This is a genomic window from Phyllobacterium bourgognense (genome assembly GCF_003337575.1).
In the GTDB taxonomy this organism is placed as follows: Bacteria; Pseudomonadota; Alphaproteobacteria; order Rhizobiales; family Rhizobiaceae; genus Phyllobacterium; species Phyllobacterium bourgognense.
On record NZ_QPJM01000011.1, the window covers coordinates 129,541 to 147,764 of the forward strand.

At 58.3% G+C, this 18,224-nt stretch carries 14 protein-coding genes and 3 pseudogenes; 8 read left to right on the forward strand and 9 right to left on the reverse strand.

Annotation, left to right across the window (positions count from 1 at the left end; translation table 11 throughout):
• Positions 1-194: 194 nt before the first annotated feature.
• On the reverse strand, positions 195-1,091 hold the full coding sequence (locus C7476_RS18535; RefSeq protein ID WP_181872508.1) for a LysR family transcriptional regulator: 897 nt from the start codon (positions 1,089-1,091) through the stop codon (positions 195-197).
• Between the two features lie 140 nt (positions 1,092-1,231).
• On the opposite strand from C7476_RS18535, the gene C7476_RS18540 reads away from it, so the two are divergent.
• Positions 1,232-2,224 carry an MBL fold metallo-hydrolase gene (locus tag C7476_RS18540; protein WP_114431358.1) on the forward strand — a complete coding sequence of 331 codons (993 nt, stop codon included), beginning with the start codon at positions 1,232-1,234 and terminating at the stop codon, positions 2,222-2,224.
• Between the two features lie 110 nt (positions 2,225-2,334).
• Here the strand turns inward: C7476_RS18540 and C7476_RS18545 are convergent.
• Positions 2,335-2,565, reverse strand: a pseudogene (locus C7476_RS18545) (HlyD family type I secretion periplasmic adaptor subunit); the annotation flags it as partial.
• A 107-nt stretch (positions 2,566-2,672) separates the two neighbouring features.
• Here C7476_RS18545 and C7476_RS18550 point away from each other — a divergent pair.
• From C7476_RS18550 to C7476_RS18575, 6 genes are read left to right on the forward strand one after another with little or no spacing between them, the layout of a single operon-like run.
• Complete coding sequence (locus C7476_RS18550) at positions 2,673-3,659, forward strand: BMP family protein (RefSeq protein ID WP_114431359.1); 987 nt, start codon at positions 2,673-2,675, stop codon at positions 3,657-3,659.
• Positions 3,660-3,681: 22 nt separating this feature from the next.
• Positions 3,682-5,130 (forward strand): amidase, encoded by a 1,449-nt coding sequence (locus C7476_RS18555; RefSeq protein ID WP_425374005.1) that lies wholly within the window; start codon positions 3,682-3,684, stop codon positions 5,128-5,130.
• Positions 5,127-6,656, forward strand: a complete 1,530-nt coding sequence (locus tag C7476_RS18560) for an ABC transporter ATP-binding protein (protein ID WP_114431360.1) — start codon at positions 5,127-5,129, stop codon at positions 6,654-6,656. Before C7476_RS18555 ends, C7476_RS18560 begins: the two co-directional genes overlap by 4 nt.
• Positions 6,646-7,695 (forward strand): ABC transporter permease, encoded by a 1,050-nt coding sequence (locus C7476_RS18565; protein ID WP_114431361.1) that lies wholly within the window; start codon positions 6,646-6,648, stop codon positions 7,693-7,695. The genes C7476_RS18560 and C7476_RS18565 overlap by 11 nt, the downstream gene beginning before the upstream one ends.
• A complete protein-coding gene (locus C7476_RS18570) occupies positions 7,692-8,636 on the forward strand; it encodes an ABC transporter permease (RefSeq protein ID WP_114431362.1) in 945 nt (314 codons plus the stop codon). Before C7476_RS18565 ends, C7476_RS18570 begins: the two co-directional genes overlap by 4 nt.
• Before the next feature lie 48 nt (positions 8,637-8,684).
• Positions 8,685-9,983 carry an amidohydrolase family protein gene (locus C7476_RS18575; RefSeq protein WP_114431363.1) on the forward strand — a complete coding sequence of 433 codons (1,299 nt, stop codon included), beginning with the start codon at positions 8,685-8,687 and terminating at the stop codon, positions 9,981-9,983.
• Positions 9,984-10,260: 277 nt separating this feature from the next.
• Here C7476_RS18575 and C7476_RS28770 read toward each other — a convergent pair.
• Positions 10,261-10,681, reverse strand: a pseudogene (locus C7476_RS28770) (transposase); the annotation flags it as partial.
• A 39-nt stretch (positions 10,682-10,720) separates the two neighbouring features.
• Here C7476_RS28770 and C7476_RS28775 point away from each other — a divergent pair.
• Positions 10,721-11,670: pseudogene (locus C7476_RS28775) on the forward strand (isopenicillin N synthase family dioxygenase).
• A 287-nt stretch (positions 11,671-11,957) separates the two neighbouring features.
• On the opposite strand, the gene C7476_RS18595 reads toward C7476_RS28775, so the two are convergent.
• The 6 genes from C7476_RS18595 to C7476_RS18620 form a co-directional block, all read right to left on the reverse strand.
• A complete protein-coding gene (locus C7476_RS18595; RefSeq protein WP_114431364.1) occupies positions 11,958-13,694 on the reverse strand; it encodes a nitrilase-related carbon-nitrogen hydrolase in 1,737 nt (578 codons plus the stop codon).
• Positions 13,695-13,755: 61 nt separating this feature from the next.
• The gene (locus C7476_RS18600; protein WP_114431365.1) at positions 13,756-14,754 is read right to left on the reverse strand and encodes an acetamidase/formamidase family protein; all 999 of its coding nucleotides are present in this window, start codon (positions 14,752-14,754) and stop codon (positions 13,756-13,758) included.
• A 44-nt stretch (positions 14,755-14,798) separates the two neighbouring features.
• Positions 14,799-15,512: an ABC transporter ATP-binding protein gene (locus C7476_RS18605; RefSeq protein WP_114431366.1), complete on the reverse strand. Its 714-nt coding sequence runs from the start codon at positions 15,510-15,512 to the stop codon at positions 14,799-14,801.
• Positions 15,502-16,221, reverse strand: a complete 720-nt coding sequence (locus tag C7476_RS18610; protein ID WP_114431367.1) for an ABC transporter ATP-binding protein — start codon at positions 16,219-16,221, stop codon at positions 15,502-15,504. Before C7476_RS18610 ends, C7476_RS18605 begins: the two co-directional genes overlap by 11 nt.
• Positions 16,221-17,285, reverse strand: coding sequence for a branched-chain amino acid ABC transporter permease (locus C7476_RS18615; protein ID WP_425374006.1), 1,065 nt, complete (start codon positions 17,283-17,285; stop codon positions 16,221-16,223). The genes C7476_RS18610 and C7476_RS18615 overlap by 1 nt, the downstream gene beginning before the upstream one ends.
• Positions 17,286-17,304: 19 nt before the next feature.
• Complete coding sequence (locus C7476_RS18620) at positions 17,305-18,177, reverse strand: ABC transporter permease subunit (RefSeq protein ID WP_114431369.1); 873 nt, start codon at positions 18,175-18,177, stop codon at positions 17,305-17,307.
• Positions 18,178-18,224: the final 47 nt, after the last annotated feature.

Consider the following 18,224-nt stretch of genomic DNA (forward strand, 5'->3'; position numbering starts at 1 on the left):
TGTGTAGGGAGAAATGTTTCAATTCTGTCTTTTGCAATCGAGCGGCAATGCGCCCCATTTCAGTCCTAGAGATGTTTGGCTCTTTCTGGAAAGCCGACATGTTAGGAGCTTAGGGAAGGCGAGCTGCACCTTGCAGCATTCGCACCGGTGTGCCTGACCGCCATTAACGGAGGCGCGCCTGGATAGCGGGGACGCTAGCGAGCCATCTGCGCGCGTAGGCGGGGCCCGATCCAGTCGAGGAAGCACCGCACCTTCAGCGGCAGGGGATCGGCTGGTCCATGGACAACGTTCACCGGCAGCGGTTCCGGTGCGAACTCCGTCAGCAATTCCTGCAGCGCGCCGGAGCGCAATTGATCGGAGATCTGGTAAGACAACACGCGGATAATGCCGATACCGGCCAGTGCAGCCTGAATGGCAGCCTCCGTCGTGTTGACCGCGAGTTTGTAGCGCGGCTCGACGGTAAAGGCCGCGCCATCCCGGCGGTAGCGCCATTCCGGCGCGGTCGCGAAGCCCTGGAAGCTTATGCCGTCATGCTGGGCGAGGTCATCCGGCTGACGCGGCACTCCTCGGCGGGCGAGATAGTCGGGGCTCGCGCAGATCACCCGGCGGACGGCGCCCACGCGCGTTGCGATAAGCGCGCTGTCCGCCAGATGCCCGATCCGCAGGGCCACATCGACGTGCTCATCCGCCAGACTTAGCTGCCGATCGACCAGGCTCAGGCGCAGGTTGATATCGGGTTGCTCCTTCAGGAATTCCAACGCAATTGGCAGCAGATGGCGCTCGCCGAAGGCAATCGGTGCGGTCACGTGCAGCCCGCCACGCAGCGCGCCATAATCGCCGCTGGCCTGCCGCTCCGCCGCGTCCAGTTCCTCCAGAATGCGACGTGACGCGGCGACGAAGGCGCGCCCCTCCTCCGTCACGGCGAGGCCGCGGCGGGTGCGCAGGACCAAGCGCACACCAAGGTGCTTTTCGAGATCGGCGACCTTGCGGCTGACCGTGGCGAGCGGAGCATGCAGCCGCCGCGCCCCGGCCGAGAGGCTGCCTGCCTCGACCACCGCTAGCAGCACCGACATTGCTTCGAACCGATCCATTGAATCCTTCCGGAATTTGAGAGGAAAGTTCTCTAAATGGCAGGATACCCTATTGGCTGTGGATATCATAGCTTTCACGTCGTCTAGCTAGGGGACGCCGGCCGGCTCCCCGTATTTCCAATGATCCGGAGGAAGACGTCTTGCCTCAACTATCACGTCGCGCCTTTGCCAGCGCCCTTCCTCTTGGCCTCATCGGGGGGAGCCTCCTGGGGGGAGGCCTGCTCGGTGGCGCTCCCGCGCCCGCCCTTGCCGCGACGCAGGATACCGCTAAGACGCCGGTCAGCGTTACGCCGCTAGCGCAGATCCGCATTGGCCGCTTCACGGTGACAGCCCTGACGGACGGGTATGCCGATATGCCCTACGACTATTTTCCGGGACGCGCCGCGGCCGAGGTCGAACAAGCGGCAATCGCGCAGTTCACGGCCCGGCCGAGCGGCGTGCGGTTCCTCTTCAACCAGTATCTCGTCGAGGATGGCGAGCGCCGCATCCTGATCGATGCCGGTCCAGCGGGCTCGATCGGGCAGACCGGCGAACTGCCGCAGGCGCTCGGCGCGCTCGGCCTGCAGCGCGACCAGATCGACGCGGTGATCGTGACGCATATGCACCAGGACCACATGGGCGGTCTGATCGTCGGGGGCAAGAACAACTACCCCAAGGCGGAACTCTACATCGATCGTCGTGACGTCACCCATTGGACCGACCCGGCCAAGCGCAGCGGCGCGCCCGATTATCTGCAGACCAGCTTCCATATGGCGGGGGAGGTCGTGCGCCTCTACCCGAAACTCCAGGCGATTGACGGTGAGCGTGAGATTGTGCGGGGCGTCTCCATTGTCGACCTTACCGGCCATACACCCGGCCATATCGGCGTGCGGGTCGAAGATGGCGGGCAGAGCCTTATCATGGTTTCGGATATGATCTTTCCGGTCGTGCATCCTGGGGCGACCGATGTGTTCTTCCTGTTCGAGCAGGACCCTGCCGCGGCCAAAGCGATGCGCGACAGCTTTTTTCCTCGCGCCGCTTCGGAAGGCGCGCTCATCGCCGCCACGCACATGCCCTTCCCAGGGCTCGGCCGTGTCGTCGCCGACCGCGGGCAAATGCGCTGGCAAGTGGCGGACTGGGCCTTACAGAACTGAGGTCCGCTCCGGCGGTCGCGAGGGTAGAAACGGCATGAGCACTTGCATGTCGTCATCTGTGCGGCCAGCGACGATGGAAGTGGCGCTCGCGGCGAAACTTGCAACCACCATCACCGCTCCTGCATGGCTTGCGACGAAATCTCCGCAAGCGGCGAAAACAGATATTCCAGGATCCGCCGTTTACCAGTCTTGACCTCGACCGTCACAGACATGCCCGGCGACAGCAGCATTTTCCTGCCGTCGACGTCGATGCTGGTGATGTCGGGTTTGATCGTCACCGGGAACACCAGGTTTTGCATGCGCTGAACGTTGCCGGTGGGAATGATGCTTTGCAGTTCTTTCGGTCACGGACATATTGATCGTTTTTTGAGCATCCATTCGCTTGACACGTTTTTGTGCAAATCCTACTATTTTTTGAACAATTGGTAAAAAACAGGGGATCAAGGCAGTGACAAAACAAACTATAATTTCGCGGCGCGCAGTATTGGCAACGGGAGTGGCCCTGGGCGCGGGGCTTTTGGTGCCGGCCGCAAGGGCGCAAGCGGTTATGAAGGTCGCAGGCATTCATGCATCCCCCGTTGAAAATGCCTGGAATTCGTGCCTCCACAAGGCACTTCAGGACGCCGCTGCCGACGGTAGCATTGAATATGTCTTCTCCGAAGGGGTATCCGGAACGGACTATCCTCGGGCTATGCGCGAATATTCCGAACAAGGCTGCAAACTGATCGTTGGCGAATCCTACGCCGTGGAGCGTGAAGCTCGGCAGGTCGCAGCCGATTATCCTGAGACCGCTTTCCTGATGGGCTCCAGCGGAGAGGCATCAGGCAAAAATTTCGGCGTTTTCGGAACCTGGAATCACGGCGGCGCCTATCTCGCCGGTATGCTTGCCGGCGCTATGACGAAATCAGGAACGGTCGGTTCAGTCGGTGCGATTCCGATCCCCGAGGTCAACATGTTGATCAATGCGTTTGCGGCCGGCGTGAAGGAAGTCAGGCCGGATGCCAAGCATATGGTCTCTTTCATCGGTACCTTCTTCGATCCCCCGAAGGCGCGTGAAGCCGGTCTCGCTCAGATCGACGCGGGCGCCGACATACTATTCGGCGAGCGGATTGGCACTGCCGATGCCGCCAAGGAGCGCGGGATCAAGTCTGTCGGTTCGTTGATCGATTATACGCCGAGATATCCCGAAACGGTTTTTGCCAATGCCATGTGGTATTTCCGGCCGATCCTCGATGCTGCCGTCGCCGACGTGAAGGCGGGGAAGCCAACCGGCAGTAACTACACGCCCTTTGGTTTGATGAAGAATGGCGGGAGCGACATCGTTTACGTGAAGGGTGTGGCTCCTGCGACAGCGGAGGCCGCCATGGAAGCCAAACGCAGTGCCATCAAATCCGGGGCCTTCGAAGTTCCGATCATGGTGGAGCAGCCCAAGTAACAACGGCGATTGTGTGAGCGGCGTGAGTCTGTTGAAGACATCGAAGCAAGGGAAATCCCGTGGCGATGCGACAGCGCTTGCTGAGGCAATCAGCACAGGCGAGCCATCCTGCACTGCTGTCATGACGGCGGCCCTGGCCGCTGCCACGGACCACTCCGGTTCAGGAGCAATCTGTCATCTCGATTCGGATAGCGGCATGGCAGCTGCAATGGCGATGGAACGGGAGCGCGTTGCTGATCATGCACGTTTCAGCGCACGACCATTCGCAGGCGTTCCCACGCTGGCAAAGGATCTCGGAGGGCCTTTTGTGGGCTTCCCGGTCAATGCAGGTTCGCACGCTTTGGAAGGGCGTGCGGACGGTTCCGCTGACTCGGATATCGCAAAGCGCTTTCGCGATGCGGGCTTCTGTCTGTTCGGCCTCACCACGACCCCGGAATTCGGTCTTTCATTGGCAAGCGAACCTGCACGGGGTCCGATCTGCCGCAACCCTCTTGATCCCGCCCGAGCGGCCGGGGGCTCTTCCGGTGGCGCTGCCGCAGCCGTTGCCTCCGGTATCGTGGCAATCGCCCACGCGACGGATGCAGGTGGCTCAATCCGGGTGCCCGCCGCGTGCTGCGGTCTCGTCGGACTAAAACCGACACGGGGTGCCATGCCCGGCGGACCACTTTTCGGCAATCATCTCGGCGGCATCGCCAGCGAGATGGCAGTGTGCCGTTCCGTGCGTGATACGGCGCTGATTTTCCAGACACTCCGTGGCAAGGCTAAAGGTCCTTACGCCGATCCGGTTGCCCCGGACCATCGTGAAAGCAAGTTCCGTATCGGCTTTTTGACAGGCACTGGGGCACTTTATCCCACCGATGATGAACGGTGCCAGACGGTCATGGAGGCCACGCGTGTACTGGAAGCAGACGGACACAAAGTTGTATCGCTCAAATGGGGAGCCTTGGAAAAATCCGCTGCCACAAGCCGACGGGTGTTCGCGGGTATCGTTTCCGTAAACCTTGCCCGCCTTGCGGAAAGCGCCGCGATCGATATGGAACTTGCCGAGCCCCTGTCGCGCGCCTTTGCCGAGCGGGGTCACCGTATGGCGGGGACAGAATTGTGGGGCATACTGAACGATGCACTCCATGTCAGTTACAATGCCTGGGCATTGTTCGAAACGGTGGACTGTATCCTGATGCCCATGCTCTCTTTTGCACCGCCGGCGATCGGTTCCTTTCCAACCGATCACGTGGATACAGAACTGCATCTTGATCGCATGGCGACTTTCGCGCCGCTCGCCTCGCTTGCCAATGTGTCCGGCTTCCCGGCGATTACCCTGCCCTTCGGCCGGGCCAAGGACGGCTTGCCTTTACCCGTGCAGTTACTCGCCCCTATGGGGCATGAGCCGGTATTGCTTGCTGTTGCTGCAAGGCTTGAAGCGGAGGAACGCTGGCATCACCGCTTCCCTGTTGCGGGTTTGGCGGCATGACGACCGTTCTCGCACTCTCCGGCATCAGCAAGCGCTTTGGCGACATCATTGCCAACGAGAACATCTCCATCGCACTTCGCAAGGGTGAAATTCTTGCGCTGCTTGGCGAAAACGGTGCCGGCAAGACGACACTGATGAGCATTCTCTTCGGACATTACACGGCAGATTCCGGCACTGTCCGCGTCGATGACGTTGAATTACCGTCCGGCAAACCCCGTGCGGCGATCAGAGCTGGGGTCGGCATGGTGCACCAGCATTTCTCACTGGCGCCAAATCTGACGGTTCTGAACAATGTCATGACTGGCACGGAAAAACTTTGGTCATTCAAGTCCGACACCGCCGCGGCGCGAACGAAACTCCTTGGCATTTCGCAACGCTTCGGCCTCAGCGTCAATCCCGATGCCAGACTTGGCGATCTGTCGGTGGGCGAACAGCAACGGGTGGAAATCCTCAGGGCGCTCTATAACGACGCCCGTATTCTTATCCTCGACGAGCCGACGGCGGTACTGACGAATATCGAAGCGGAGCGCCTGTTCAGCACGCTGAAGGAAATGGCAAAGCAGGGACTCTCCTTGATCTTCATTTCCCACAAGCTCGATGAGGTGATGGCCGCCGCCGATCGCATCGTCGTCCTGCGTGGCGGCAAGGTGGCAGCAGAGCGGCGCGTGGGCGAGACCAGCAAGGCGGAACTGGCCGAACTCATGGTCGGTCACCGCGTGACACGCCCGATTCGCGATGCGGCCACGCCCGGCGCCGTAGCTCTGGAAGCAACCGGGGTAACGGTCCGGCGGGGCGGCGTGGACCGGCTCAAGGACATCAGTTTCCGGCTGTGCGAGGGTGAAATACTCGGCATTATCGGCGTCTCCGGAAATGGCCAGGCGGTGCTCTCGCATCTTGTGTCCGGTCTTGCGGAGCCAAGTATCGGCAATATCCGGCTTTTCGGGGAACCTCTTGCAAACCTTGGCGTGCGCGCTCTGATCGAATCCGGTATCGGCCGAATTCCGGAAGACCGTAACAATGAGGGCGCGATCGGCGAGATGGCCATATGGGAAAACACCGTACTGGAGCGCATCTGGACTCCCGCCTTCTCGAAATATGGTCTGGTGAACCGAAAGGCCGGCATAGCCTTCGCCCAACGGATCATCGGGGAATTCGACGTACGTGGCGGCAGGCCGACCAGCCGCACGCGACTTCTTTCCGGCGGCAATATGCAGAAGCTCATTCTTGGGCGCAATTTGCATGTCAGGCCGCGCATCCTCATCGCTGCCCAGCCGACACGCGGTCTCGATGAAGGTGCGGTCGCGGCCATCCATGCCCGCATACTGGAAGCGCGCAAACAGGGAACCGCGGTGCTCCTGATATCGGAAGATCTCGATGAGGTGATCGGACTTGCCGACCGTATTCAGGCCATCGTCAAAGGCAGGCTTTCACCGCCGGTCGCCGCAGAAACCGCCGATCCACGCATGCTGGGTCTGATGATGGCAGGAGAATGGCTTCAGAGCGAAGAGGCTGGCCATGCGTCTTGAACGCCGGGCGCACAGGCCTCTTTTCCTTGTACTGGTTTCTCCGCTGATCGCGGTGGCAGCCGCGCTCGCTATCGCGGGAATCCTAATTGCGATGGCCGGTGCGCCGGTGCTCGAAGCCTATTGGCGGATCGTCACCGGCGCTTTCGGCACGCGTCTTGCTGCCACCGAAACGTTCACGCGCGCCACACCGCTCATCCTGACCGGTCTTGCCGCCGCGGTCGCGTTCCGTGCACGGGTCTGGAATATTGGGGCTGAAGGACAATTCTACGTCGGTGCAATTACCGTTGCGGCCCTCGGTTCGAGTACACTCGCCGCTCTTCCGGGGCCACTCCTCATCCCTACCCTGTTTGCCGCTGGGGCCTTGGCCGGAATGCTGCTTATGCTGCTGCCTTTATGGCTGCGTCTGCGCTTCTCCGTCGATGAGGTCGTAACAAGTCTGCTCTTGAACTTCGTGGCCGTCCTGTTCGTTTCACTGCTGGTTGAAGGCGTTCTCAAGGATCCGCTGGCTTTCGGCTGGCCGCAGTCCTTGCCCGTCAGCGAGCGCGCATTGCTGCCCAAGCTGATCATGCGTTCGCGCCTCCACATCGGTCTCGCAGTGGCCGTTGCGGCGGCGATAATCGTGCATCTGCTGCAATCGCGGACCGTCTTCGGCCTGCGGACGCGCGCAGCGGGCCTGAGCCCCGCGGGAGCGGCTTTCGCAGGCGTGCCGCTCGGCTTGACGCTGGTCAAAGTCGCCTGCCTTTCCGGCGGATTGGCTGGCCTCGCAGGTGCCATCGAAGTGATGGGAGTTAAAGGCTACGTTACCACTGATCTATCGCCGGGTTACGGCTATTCGGGCATTATCGTCGCGATGCTTGCCAATCTGCATCCGGTCGGCGTGATCGCTGCTGCTGTTTTCACGGCGGCGATGTTCGTGGGCGCTGATGGCATGAGCCGGGCACTCGGCATCCCGACCTATATTGCCGACGTCATTGTGTCGCTTTCGCTGCTGACGATGCTCGTTGCCCTGTTCTTCACCCAATACAGGATCCGCAGATGATGGCCCTTTTCGACATACTGGCCTCGGCAGGCCTGTGGGCTGCAGTCTTACGGATCGCAACGCCGCTGATTTTCGGAACGCTCGGCGCCGTTCTGTGCGAGCGCTCCGGCGTTCTGAACCTTGGCATCGAGGGCATCATGACGTTCGGTGCGATGGTCGGCTGGCTGACTGTCTATAATGGCGCGGACCTCTGGACCGGAATGCTGGTGGCGGCACTCGCCGGGGCCGTGTTCGGATTGATGCATGCCCTGTTGTCGGTCACGCTCGGTTTGTCGCAGCACGTAACTGGTCTCGGTATTACGCTGTTTGCCTCAAGCCTCAGTTATTTCCTTTTCCGGCTCAACGTGCCCCTCGCCTCTACGCCGCCGACAATCGTGCCGTTCAAGCCGGTCTCTATTCCCGGATTGTCCGATTTGCCATTTTTCGGCCAAGCCATTTTCACCCAGACGATGCCGACCTATCTTGCGATCCTGACCGCCATAGTGATGAGTTATGTCATCTTCCGGATGCCGCTCGGACTTGCGATCCGCATGACCGGGGAAAATCCCCACGCGGCCGAGGCGCAGGGCATCAATCCGGTCCGCATACGCTATAGCGCCATCATGGCGGGCAGTGCGCTCATGGGCATGGGTGGCGCGTTTTTGACACTGTCGGCGTTCAACAGTTTCTTTCCAACGATGGTACAAGGGCGCGGCTGGATCTGCATCGCGCTGGTGGTGTTTGCCTCGTGGCGACCGGGTCGTGCACTGCTCGGCGCATTGCTCTTCGCCTTTTTCGATGCTTTCCAGCTCAGGCTGCAACCGGTTCTGGGCGACAGGGTTCCATACCAGATTTTTCTGATGATTCCCTATATCCTGTCGATTGCGGCGCTTGCCCTCGTGGCACGGCGAGCGAAGGTGCCGCAGGCGCTGATGCAAGCCTACCGTCGTGGCGAACGGTAAGTCCTGTTTTCAAGCCGATTGTCCTCAACCCGCTTTCCATGGTGCACCATGTTTGACCTGATCATCCGAAACGCAAATCTTCCCGATGGCCGGGAGGCTGTCGATATTTGTATCCGAGACGGCAAGATCGCAGTGACCGGATCAAAGATCGAAGCGACGGCCGCTACTGAAATTGACGCCACCGGCCGTCTCGTCACTCCGCCCTTCGTCGATCCGCATTTTCATATGGACGCCACACTGTCCCTTGGCCTGCCCCGTATGAACAATTCCGGCACGCTGCTGGAAGGTATCGCCCTCTGGGGCGAACTGCGCCCGATCCTTACCCGAGAAGCAGTCGTGGAGCGGGCACTGCGCTATTGTGACCTCGCCGTCAGCCAGGGCCTTCTCGCCATCCGCAGCCATGTCGACACCAGCGATCCAGGACTGGTGACGGTGGAGGGGTTGCTCGAGGTACGCGCGAAGGTCGCTTCTTATATCGACCTTCAGCTCGTGGCTTTTCCACAGGACGGCTATTATCGCTCCGCCGGAGCGGTCGAAACCTTGAACCGTGCCCTCGACATGGGCGTCGATATCGTCGGCGGCATTCCGCATTTCGAGCGCACGATGAGCGAGGGCGCGGCATCGGTGGAGGCCTTGTGCCGGATCGCCGCCGAGCGCGGGCTGCCGGTGGACATGCATTGTGACGAGACCGACGATCCAATGTCGCGGCACATCGAGACACTTGCTGCCCAGACGATGCGCTTCGGGCTCCAGGGTCGCGTCGCAGGCTCCCACCTCACCTCCATGCATTCCATGGACAATTATTATGTATCCAAACTCATTCCACTAATCGCCGAAGCTGAGATCAACGTTATTCCTAATCCGTTGATTAACATCATGCTGCAGGGACGGCACGATACATATCCCAAGCGGCGCGGCATGACCCGCGTGCGCGAACTGATGGAAGCGGGTCTCAATGTAGCCTTCGGGCACGATTGCGTTATGGATCCATGGTATTCGATGGGCTCTGCCGACATGCTGGAGGTCGGACATATGGCGATCCATGTCGCCCAGATGGCCGGCATCGACGACAAGCGGAAGATATTTGACGCACTCACTGTCAATTCCGCCGAAGCCATGGGACTGCAGGGCTACGGCCTCGCAAAGGGCTGTCATGCCGATCTGGTCATCCTTCAGGCGCGCGATCCGCTGGAAGCACTGCGGCTGAAAGCTCACCGGCTCGCCGTTATCCGCCGGGGCAAGATCATCGCCCGTTCCGCCCCGAGAATCACCGATCTCATGCTCGAAGGACGGCCGGCAAAGGTCGATAGCGCGGAATATGCGCCCCTGCGCACGGCGACATCTTGAGCAAGTTTTCGCTGCTCTATGTCGCGCGAAGGCCAGATTTCGCAAGGGACCCTGCCCGTTTTCGAAAAGATCTGTGGGGCGTTTGTCGCACTGCACTTTATTAGGTCTTCCTCGATTTGTGTGGTTCACCGACTGTTAGCGATGATGCCGCTATCGGCTGGCATGCGAACGAAATCGAGATGGTCGGCCGGTCCGGGTATGTGCAAGGCGTTGTATTTAGCGAGGCGTTGGTGCGCGGATATGCGAGGAGGCGCAATTCGACCTTTGATGCCGTCTGTTATGGCTGTCTGTTTTTGCGGCGGACGGAATCCGGGCGTCCGGTTGCCAGCATGCGGTTGAGAACGGCGCGGCCGATGGCGACTTCAGTCTGTTGAGCCGTAAAACTCCGTGCACGCAGACGCGGTCCGATCAGCGCCTTGTAGCGCCCCATGGTGGTCTCGATCAGGGCGCGTTTGCCGTAGCCGGTGGCCGCCTGCCAGTGCAGCCGTCCCCGTTTTGCGATCATAGTGATGTGGCTGTCCCGCTGGCCGGGTGCTCCCGTACCGCTGCGTTGTACCGCCTTTGAGCGTGGTGGGATGACAACCCGGCATCGCTATGGCGCAGGACAGTCCGGTATGTCGGCGCGCCATCATAGGCCCGTCTGCGGTGAACTGACCAACGGAGCGCGCTTGATCAAGGCGGGACTGGATCCGGTCCGCGTGCCATTCGACCAGATCCCCGTAATCGATCTCGAAGCCATGTTCACCGGCGACGCCGAGGCCAAGGCTGCGCTTGCGGAAAGCCTGCGCAAAGCCTGCACCGAAGTGGGCTTTCTCTATATCAAGAACCACCACTTCCCGAAGGCCGTCTGGAGGCGGCATTCGCCGAGGCTGAACACTATTTTGCCCGGCCCGACGAAGACAAAATGCAGGCGCATGTGTCCAAATCGACCAATCTTCGCGGCTATGCCGCCATGCTGGAGGAAAACACCAATCCGACCGCACGCGGCGACCTGCATGAGTCCTTCGATATCGCGCTCGAAGTGCCAGCCGACGACTCGGATGTGCTGGCCGGCAAGGTGCTTTACGGCCCCAATCAGTGGCCTGAAAATCGGCCCGTATTCCGCAAGGCGCTGGAAACCTACTACGCCGAGATGATCACGCTCAGCCATCATCTGCTGCATGCGTTTGCGCTGGCGCTCGGCCTTAAGGAAACCTATTTCGACGCCATAGTGACCAAGCCTCTCGCGACACTGCGGGTTCTCATTATCCGCCGCAGTTCGGCGAGATCGACGAGCGCCAGATCGGCATCGGCGCCCATTCCGACTATGAGTGCTTCACCATCCTCGCCCAGCAGGTGGGCGTTCCGGCGCTGCAGGTGCTCAATGCCGCTGGCGAGTGGATCGCCGCCGATCCGATGGAAGGCTGCTTCGTGGTCAATGTCGGCGACCAGATGGCGCGCTGGACCAATGACCTGTTCGCTTCGACGGTTTCACCGGGCTATCAATCGTTCGGGTAAGGAGCGCTATTCGATCCCGTTCTTCTTCGGCCGGAACTATGACACGATTGTCGAAGTCCTGCCGAGTTGCGTGGACGAGGCGCATCCGGCCAAATATCCGCCGATCAGCTCGGGCGACTATGTCAACGGCCGCTTCACCGCGACCTTCGCCAGCTATGCGAGCCAGCAGCAGGATGCGCCTATCGCCTGAGCGACCAACGAACCTGCTCTGATTTTGCGATGGCGATCGACGCCAAGCGCCCCCGGGCACTTGGCGTCTGCCATATTTGGGGATGTTGTGATTTCTTTGACCGAACGCTCCTGCCACACCTCATGTTGATCCATCCGATGAGACCGGCAAATGCGATCGTCACCACAGGGCGCGCAGCGCCTGCTTCAGACGAGAGTAGCTGTGCTCGATGGACGATTGCAGGACGGGCGGCTTGCTCTCGCTGCCTAACCCCACGATTCCTGCCACTCTCTTCGCCTTTTGTAATTTCACGGGTTAGTTTCCAAAGCAATTATTCCTCGGTAGTGGTGTGTTTGGCGCATCACGATGAGATCCTTCCGCCGGACCACATTCGTTGGGTAAACTGGATCGGCGTTTCGTGTGTCAATTTCGGCAACGGCTATTCTGGTATTACCTAAGATGATCGCCTCATTGCGTGGAAAAGCAAATGTATCGGGTCCGAATATGCCGCTGAACCCTGCTTTCCCGTCTGTTTGACATATGTTTGCAAACAGGAAATAGACATTGTTCTCGCCGGCGCGAACGCGATACTGATGCCAGTGCAACGGATCGGCGCCTGTCGGTATCGGGTCTGCCTGATGCACGGAAGTGCCGTCATGCCCCGAGTGGAACCGCTGAGTGACGGCTGATGGGCACGCAATGATGTCACATCCTCTCAGTGCAAGGATTCGTCCTGATTCAGGAAACGAAGCATCATGACCGACGAGCAGGCCCACGCGCCCGAAAGGCAGATCGAAGACCTTCCATTCAGAGCCAGCGCTGGCCCACTCCCGATCGGCCTCTATCCGATGGATCTGACGGTAACAACCAATCAAGGCACCACCGTCGAGGAAAGCCGCGGAATTGTAACAGCACTCACCATTGCGTTCAGCAAAGCCTACGATCACCGCAATCCCGGCGGTTGCCGAAAGTGCCTTCAATTCGGCTATTTCCGCTCCGGCAATTGCGCAGGCATTCAATGCAGGTTGCGCCAATCCTGTTAGAGCACGTTCAGGAAAAACAACGAGTCGGGCTCCCTCCTGCTTCGCTTGATCCGTCAACAATCGGATTGCGCGCAGATTTGCCGCGATACTGTCTTCTGGCACAAATTCTGCAACCGCGACCTTGACCGCATCTCCAGCAGGTCGTGTTCGATAACCATACAGACCGAAGAAATCGTTGGGGTTCCATAAGAACGTGTTCGTCATCAATTCCGTATAAAGTTCCGGCCGGCGCTGCTCCATGATTGGCTCACCCCAGATTTTTCGCTCCCTGGCCAAAGCGGGATCAATGATGGCCTCAGCAAAACCATTGCCATTGTCGACAACTGCAAGAATTGAAGCATCCGGAGCGATAACGCAGGAGCCGCCTGAAAACTGCACACCGCGTTCCAATCCCCAGCGATTGCTCTCCAGCAGGTAGCAACTGTTTTCAAATGCTCGGTTGATCCAATAGGGCGCCGGTGTCCGTTCTGCCAGCCAATTCGAGATGTGACATATGACATCTGCGCCACCGAGACCTACGAGACGGGCGGTCTCGACAAAATGTATATCCATGCAAATGAGCATGGCAATCCGCCCGATAGACGTTTCGAAGACACGGTGCCCAAGATCCCCCGCAGCGGCCCATTTCGGCTCGGAGATGTATGAATGAGTCTTGCGATGTGTCCCGATTAATCCTTCCGGTCCAACCAGAACCGCAGAATTATAGTAAAGCTTTGTAACCGTCTCGATCTCAGGCATGCCGATAACGATGTAACAATCATAACGACGTGCAAGCGCTGCAAAACGTTCCGTGGTCACTCCGGGGACGGACTCGACGTATGGCGTTATCTCCTCGCGATCGTACCAGCAGTAACCGGTTGTTGCCATTTCGGGGGTGGTTATCAATTTCGCGCCCGATATGGCCGCGCTTTCCACAAGTTGCAGCAGTGCATCAATATTGGCGTCCTTCTTAAACAACGTCGGCTCGAACTGTATGGCGGCAGCTTTAAATGGGAGAAGCATTGGAGACCTCATCGAGCAGGGTTGGGAAAGCGGCCGCAGAAGAGCGACTGTTTCTATCGGATCAGCGCGAAGCGCCGGAAATCGACTTCAGGATTGAAGCGCCCAAGGTATATTTCGGATCGACCATATTGCCGAGCCGGACACGGCCGCACTGGGTAAGCAACATGTAGGCATCGATCTCATCGAAGCCAAAATCCGCCGACAGCCAACGAATAAGCTCGCGATAAGCTCCGCGGACAGCATCCTCCATCGGCCTGGCCGATCCTATTGTCATAAAGAATTTCTCATTTTCGAGCCGAGGAGACCTTATTGTCCAGTTCTTGATGATATCCACCTTAACCGTCGTGACAGTTGGATGCTCAATGGCAACGCCACAAAGTTCACCGTCCCCTTGCGCGGCATGACAATCGCCAAGGAAGAGATAAGCGCCCTTTGTGTTCACAGGCAGATAAATGACCGCCCCTGGTCCAACATCGGGCAGGTCCATGTTGCCGCCATAATAATCCGGAACGAGGGAAGAAATCGCCTCGATTTCCGGCGCAGTGCCGATGGTCCCTATAAACGGCTCATAGGGCAGAGTGATCCGATCACTCCATTTCACGCCGGTATCGACGTCGACGTGAAGTTTGCGGACACGTTCTGGCAGCGGAGCGGTCAAGAGTGCGGTATCGGCCGTTGGTACAAGCCCACCGAACTCCGGCATAATGACCGTCGTGCCACGCGGCTGCGGCCCGCGCGGAACAATGCTTTCTATATAAACCGCCAGGCAATCGCCTTTTTCGGCGCCGTTGACATAAATTGGGCCATTCTGCGGGTTGAGATAGGGGAAATTGAGAATTTCGCTTGGCTTATCGGTCTCCTGTTGAATTTTTCCTTCGAAGGCATCGTGCGTTTCAGCCGAAATCACAGCTCCCGGATCGACAGTCAAAACTGGTTTTTCAAAAGCACCGTATACATAAGGGTAGCTGCCTTGTGTATCTTCTGTAATGGAATGGGTGCTCAACGCCTTTCCTCCGGCCACACCTTTGCGCGCCATGATGGATTGTTCAAACCAGGACATTTTTTCTCCTTTGCAATGTAGTTGAGATGTTTTCGTGAAAACCATCAAACTGAGAGGTAGCGGCGAACCGTTTCCCGATCCTGCAGCATCTCTTTTGTGAGCTCTGCGACGACGCGGCCCTTATCCATGACGTAGCAACGCTGTGCCATTGCCCGGATCATGTCGATATTCTGTTCGACAAAAACAATGGTAACTCCGGTCGTCCTGTTCAGTTCGACCATGATCCGGGCGATGTCCTGAACAATATTAGGCTGGATACCTTCGGAGGGTTCATCGAGCAAAACAAGCGATGGGGCTCCCATCAAGACACGGCCAATGGCAAGCTGCTGTTGCTGTCCGCCGGACAACGTACCGGCGAGCTGATTTTTCCGCTCCAGAAGGATCGGGAAAAAGTGAAATATGGCAGTCAACATATCCTTTGACACGGTCCCGCCTATCGCCTCGCCAACCGCTATGTTTTCAAGAACGCTCATTCGTGGAAATACGTCGCGTCCCTGTGGTACATATCCTATGCCGAGCCGTGCGCGGAGATAGGCCGCCAATGCATCGATTGGCTTGGTCCTGAACAAAACGGATCCCTTGTCTGAAGGAAGGAGGCCAATCAGGCTTTTGATCAGGGTCGACTTTCCGACCCCATTTCGTCCGATAATTGCAACGATCTCGCCTTCGCGGACGGTCAAATCCACGCCCTGCAATACTGGCTTCCCGCCGTAGCCCGACCAGAGTCCTATAGTTTCAAGAATGACTTCACTGCGCATGAGCTTCTCCCAGATAGATGGCCGCGACCTGTTCGTTGGCAACGATTTCATCGATCGTGCCTTGAGCAAAAATCTTGCCCAAGTGCAGAACCGTAACGCGATGGGCAATCTGACGAACAAAGGCCATGTCATGTTCGACGGCCAAAACCGTGACGCCTTCACGATTAAGCGCCTGCAACATTTCTCCCGTCGCAAACGTCTCATCGGGCGTCATTCCCGCGGTTGGCTCGTCAAGCAGGAGAAGTTTCGGCTTCAGGCCAACGGCCATGCCGATCTCCAGCCATTGCTTTTGCCCATGGCTGAGATTGCCGGCCAATTGTCTCGCAGCCGGCTTCAGATTGAGAAAGCTCAGGAGAAGATCGATCTCATGGTCGAGTTCAGCAGGCGCTACATGGTGCTGAAGCGCTATCTGAATATTTTGTCCGACGCTCAGCGCCTTGAATATACCGGGCACCTGAAACTTGACGCTGATACCGCGACGGATGCGTTCATAGGATTTGGCCAGGGTTATATCGTGACTATTGTACAGAATCTGTCCGCTTGTTGGCAGATGCTCGCCGAGGATCAGCCGGAAAAAAGTGCTTTTTCCAGCGCCATTAGGACCAATAAGACAATGCATTTCTCCCGTTTCGAGAGCGAAATCGACTCCGCCAGTCACATGAAGACCGCCAAACCACTTGTTAAGTGAACGTGTTTCGAGAATAGGCATCACGAGACCTCTCCCGATTGCGGTTTTTTCCTCATCCAGCGCTTGGACACCAGCAACACCGCACTTGCGACAATTCCGCTAGGTGCAACCAAGACCGTGAGGACCAGAAGCGCGCCCATGACGACAAGCGCATACTGACTGCCATAAATCGTCAGCGCCTGGAAACCGATGAGAACCAGAAAACTGCCAAACAGTGTGGTGGTCAGATCGCTCCGCCCACCCACAGCTACCCATACGATCGGCAACGATGCGGCCGTCATTCCCATGGATGCCGGTGTGATGTAATTGCCCCAAGAGGTATAAAGCACACCGGACAACCCCGCGAGGGAGGAACCGATTATGAAGGTTCCAAGCTGATATTTACGGACGTCATAGCCCAGCATCTCGGCCCGTTGCGGATTCTCGCGGATGGCAACGATGACATTGCCAAAGCGAGAATTTACCAGCATGCGCAACCCGAGATAAACGAGGATGAGCAAGACCAGCGTTACATAATAAAGCGCCACATCTGGGAATAGCACTATGGGACCGCCGGGCCATGGAATGGTGAGTGATGGCATCGCACCCATTCCATTAAAGCCGTTAAGACGCGCCGTGCCGATATGCCATTCAGGACCGGCAGTCTGAGAGATAAAGCGCTCCATGACCAGCGTCACCGACAGGGTGACAATGCCGAGAAAGACGCCGCTGATCCGGCCGAAAAACAGGAAGTATCCAAGGATTGCTGCACAGACGGCGCTAATCAATACGGCTGCAACGAGCGCAAACAGCGTCAGGCCGTAGGCATCGCCAAGGTTGATGGTCAGTACGCCGTAGGCATAGCCGGCAATGCCAAAAAAAGCTGTCTGCCCGAAACTCAGAGAACCGCCGTAGCCCCAGATCAGGCAAAGACCGAGCGCCATGAATGTCCAGTTGAAGAAATACACATTATTTCCAACGTCATAGCCATCGGCAAAAAGTGGATAGGCTGACGCTGCTGCAACGACGAGGGCGAATCCTGACCAAAAGCGTCGGCCTCGACCGAGCGTTTGCGGTCCTTCGAGCAGAGTGAGGATAGAAGTGATACGGGAAAGCAGTGCCACATCAGGCCCTTTCTTTCAGGATCCAGCCGGAGATACCACGCGGCAGAATGCGAATAACAACAATGACAGCAAGGAGCATTCCTATCTGCCCGGCGAGTTGGCCTTGCCACGAGGTAAGGGCTGCCTTGACGACACCAAGGATGGCGGCGGCGGGAGCAGTGCCGAGAAAAATATCGGCACCGCCGATAACGACGGTCACAAATGCTTCGACGATAAAGGCGCTGCCCATGGTGGGGACAAGCGTCATCGTGGGGGCGTAAAGTCCACCGGCCAAACCCGCAAGCGCCGCGCCAAGCCCAAAGGTCAAGCTGTAGATCAGACCTGTATTGACGCCGAGCGCCTGCGCGATATGAGGCACCTGAATGGTTGCACGAGCGAGAACACCAAAGCGGGTGCGGGTAAATACCAGCCACAACGCTGCAAGCGTTGCCAAGGCCATTCCCATCAGCACGATCCGGTAGACAGAATAGGAATAGTTGCCAACCACAAAACTGCCAAACGGCGTTCCGGTCCCCTGCATCGTCGAGCCAAGCACAATCAACGTGCCTTGGGTTACGATCATCGATATTCCCCACGTCGCGACGATTGTATCGAGCGGCCTCGAATAGAGGTGGCGAACGATAAGACGTTCAAGCAGCATACCGATCAAACCGGCCACACCCGCACCAAGCGCGATGGCGAGTGGAAGCGGCAACCCCATATGCGTTGCACTTGTCGAGACATACGCGCCACACAGGATAAACTCTCCGTGCGCCAGATTGATAACACCCATCATGCCAAAAATGACAGCGAGACCGCATGCTGACAAAACGAGGAAAGCGAATGCATCGCCACTCTGGTAGAGAAGACTGAAAGCGGAATAGAGCACGTCCATTACAAGCCCCAAACTGGAGAAAACGGGCCACCAGGAACATTGAACGG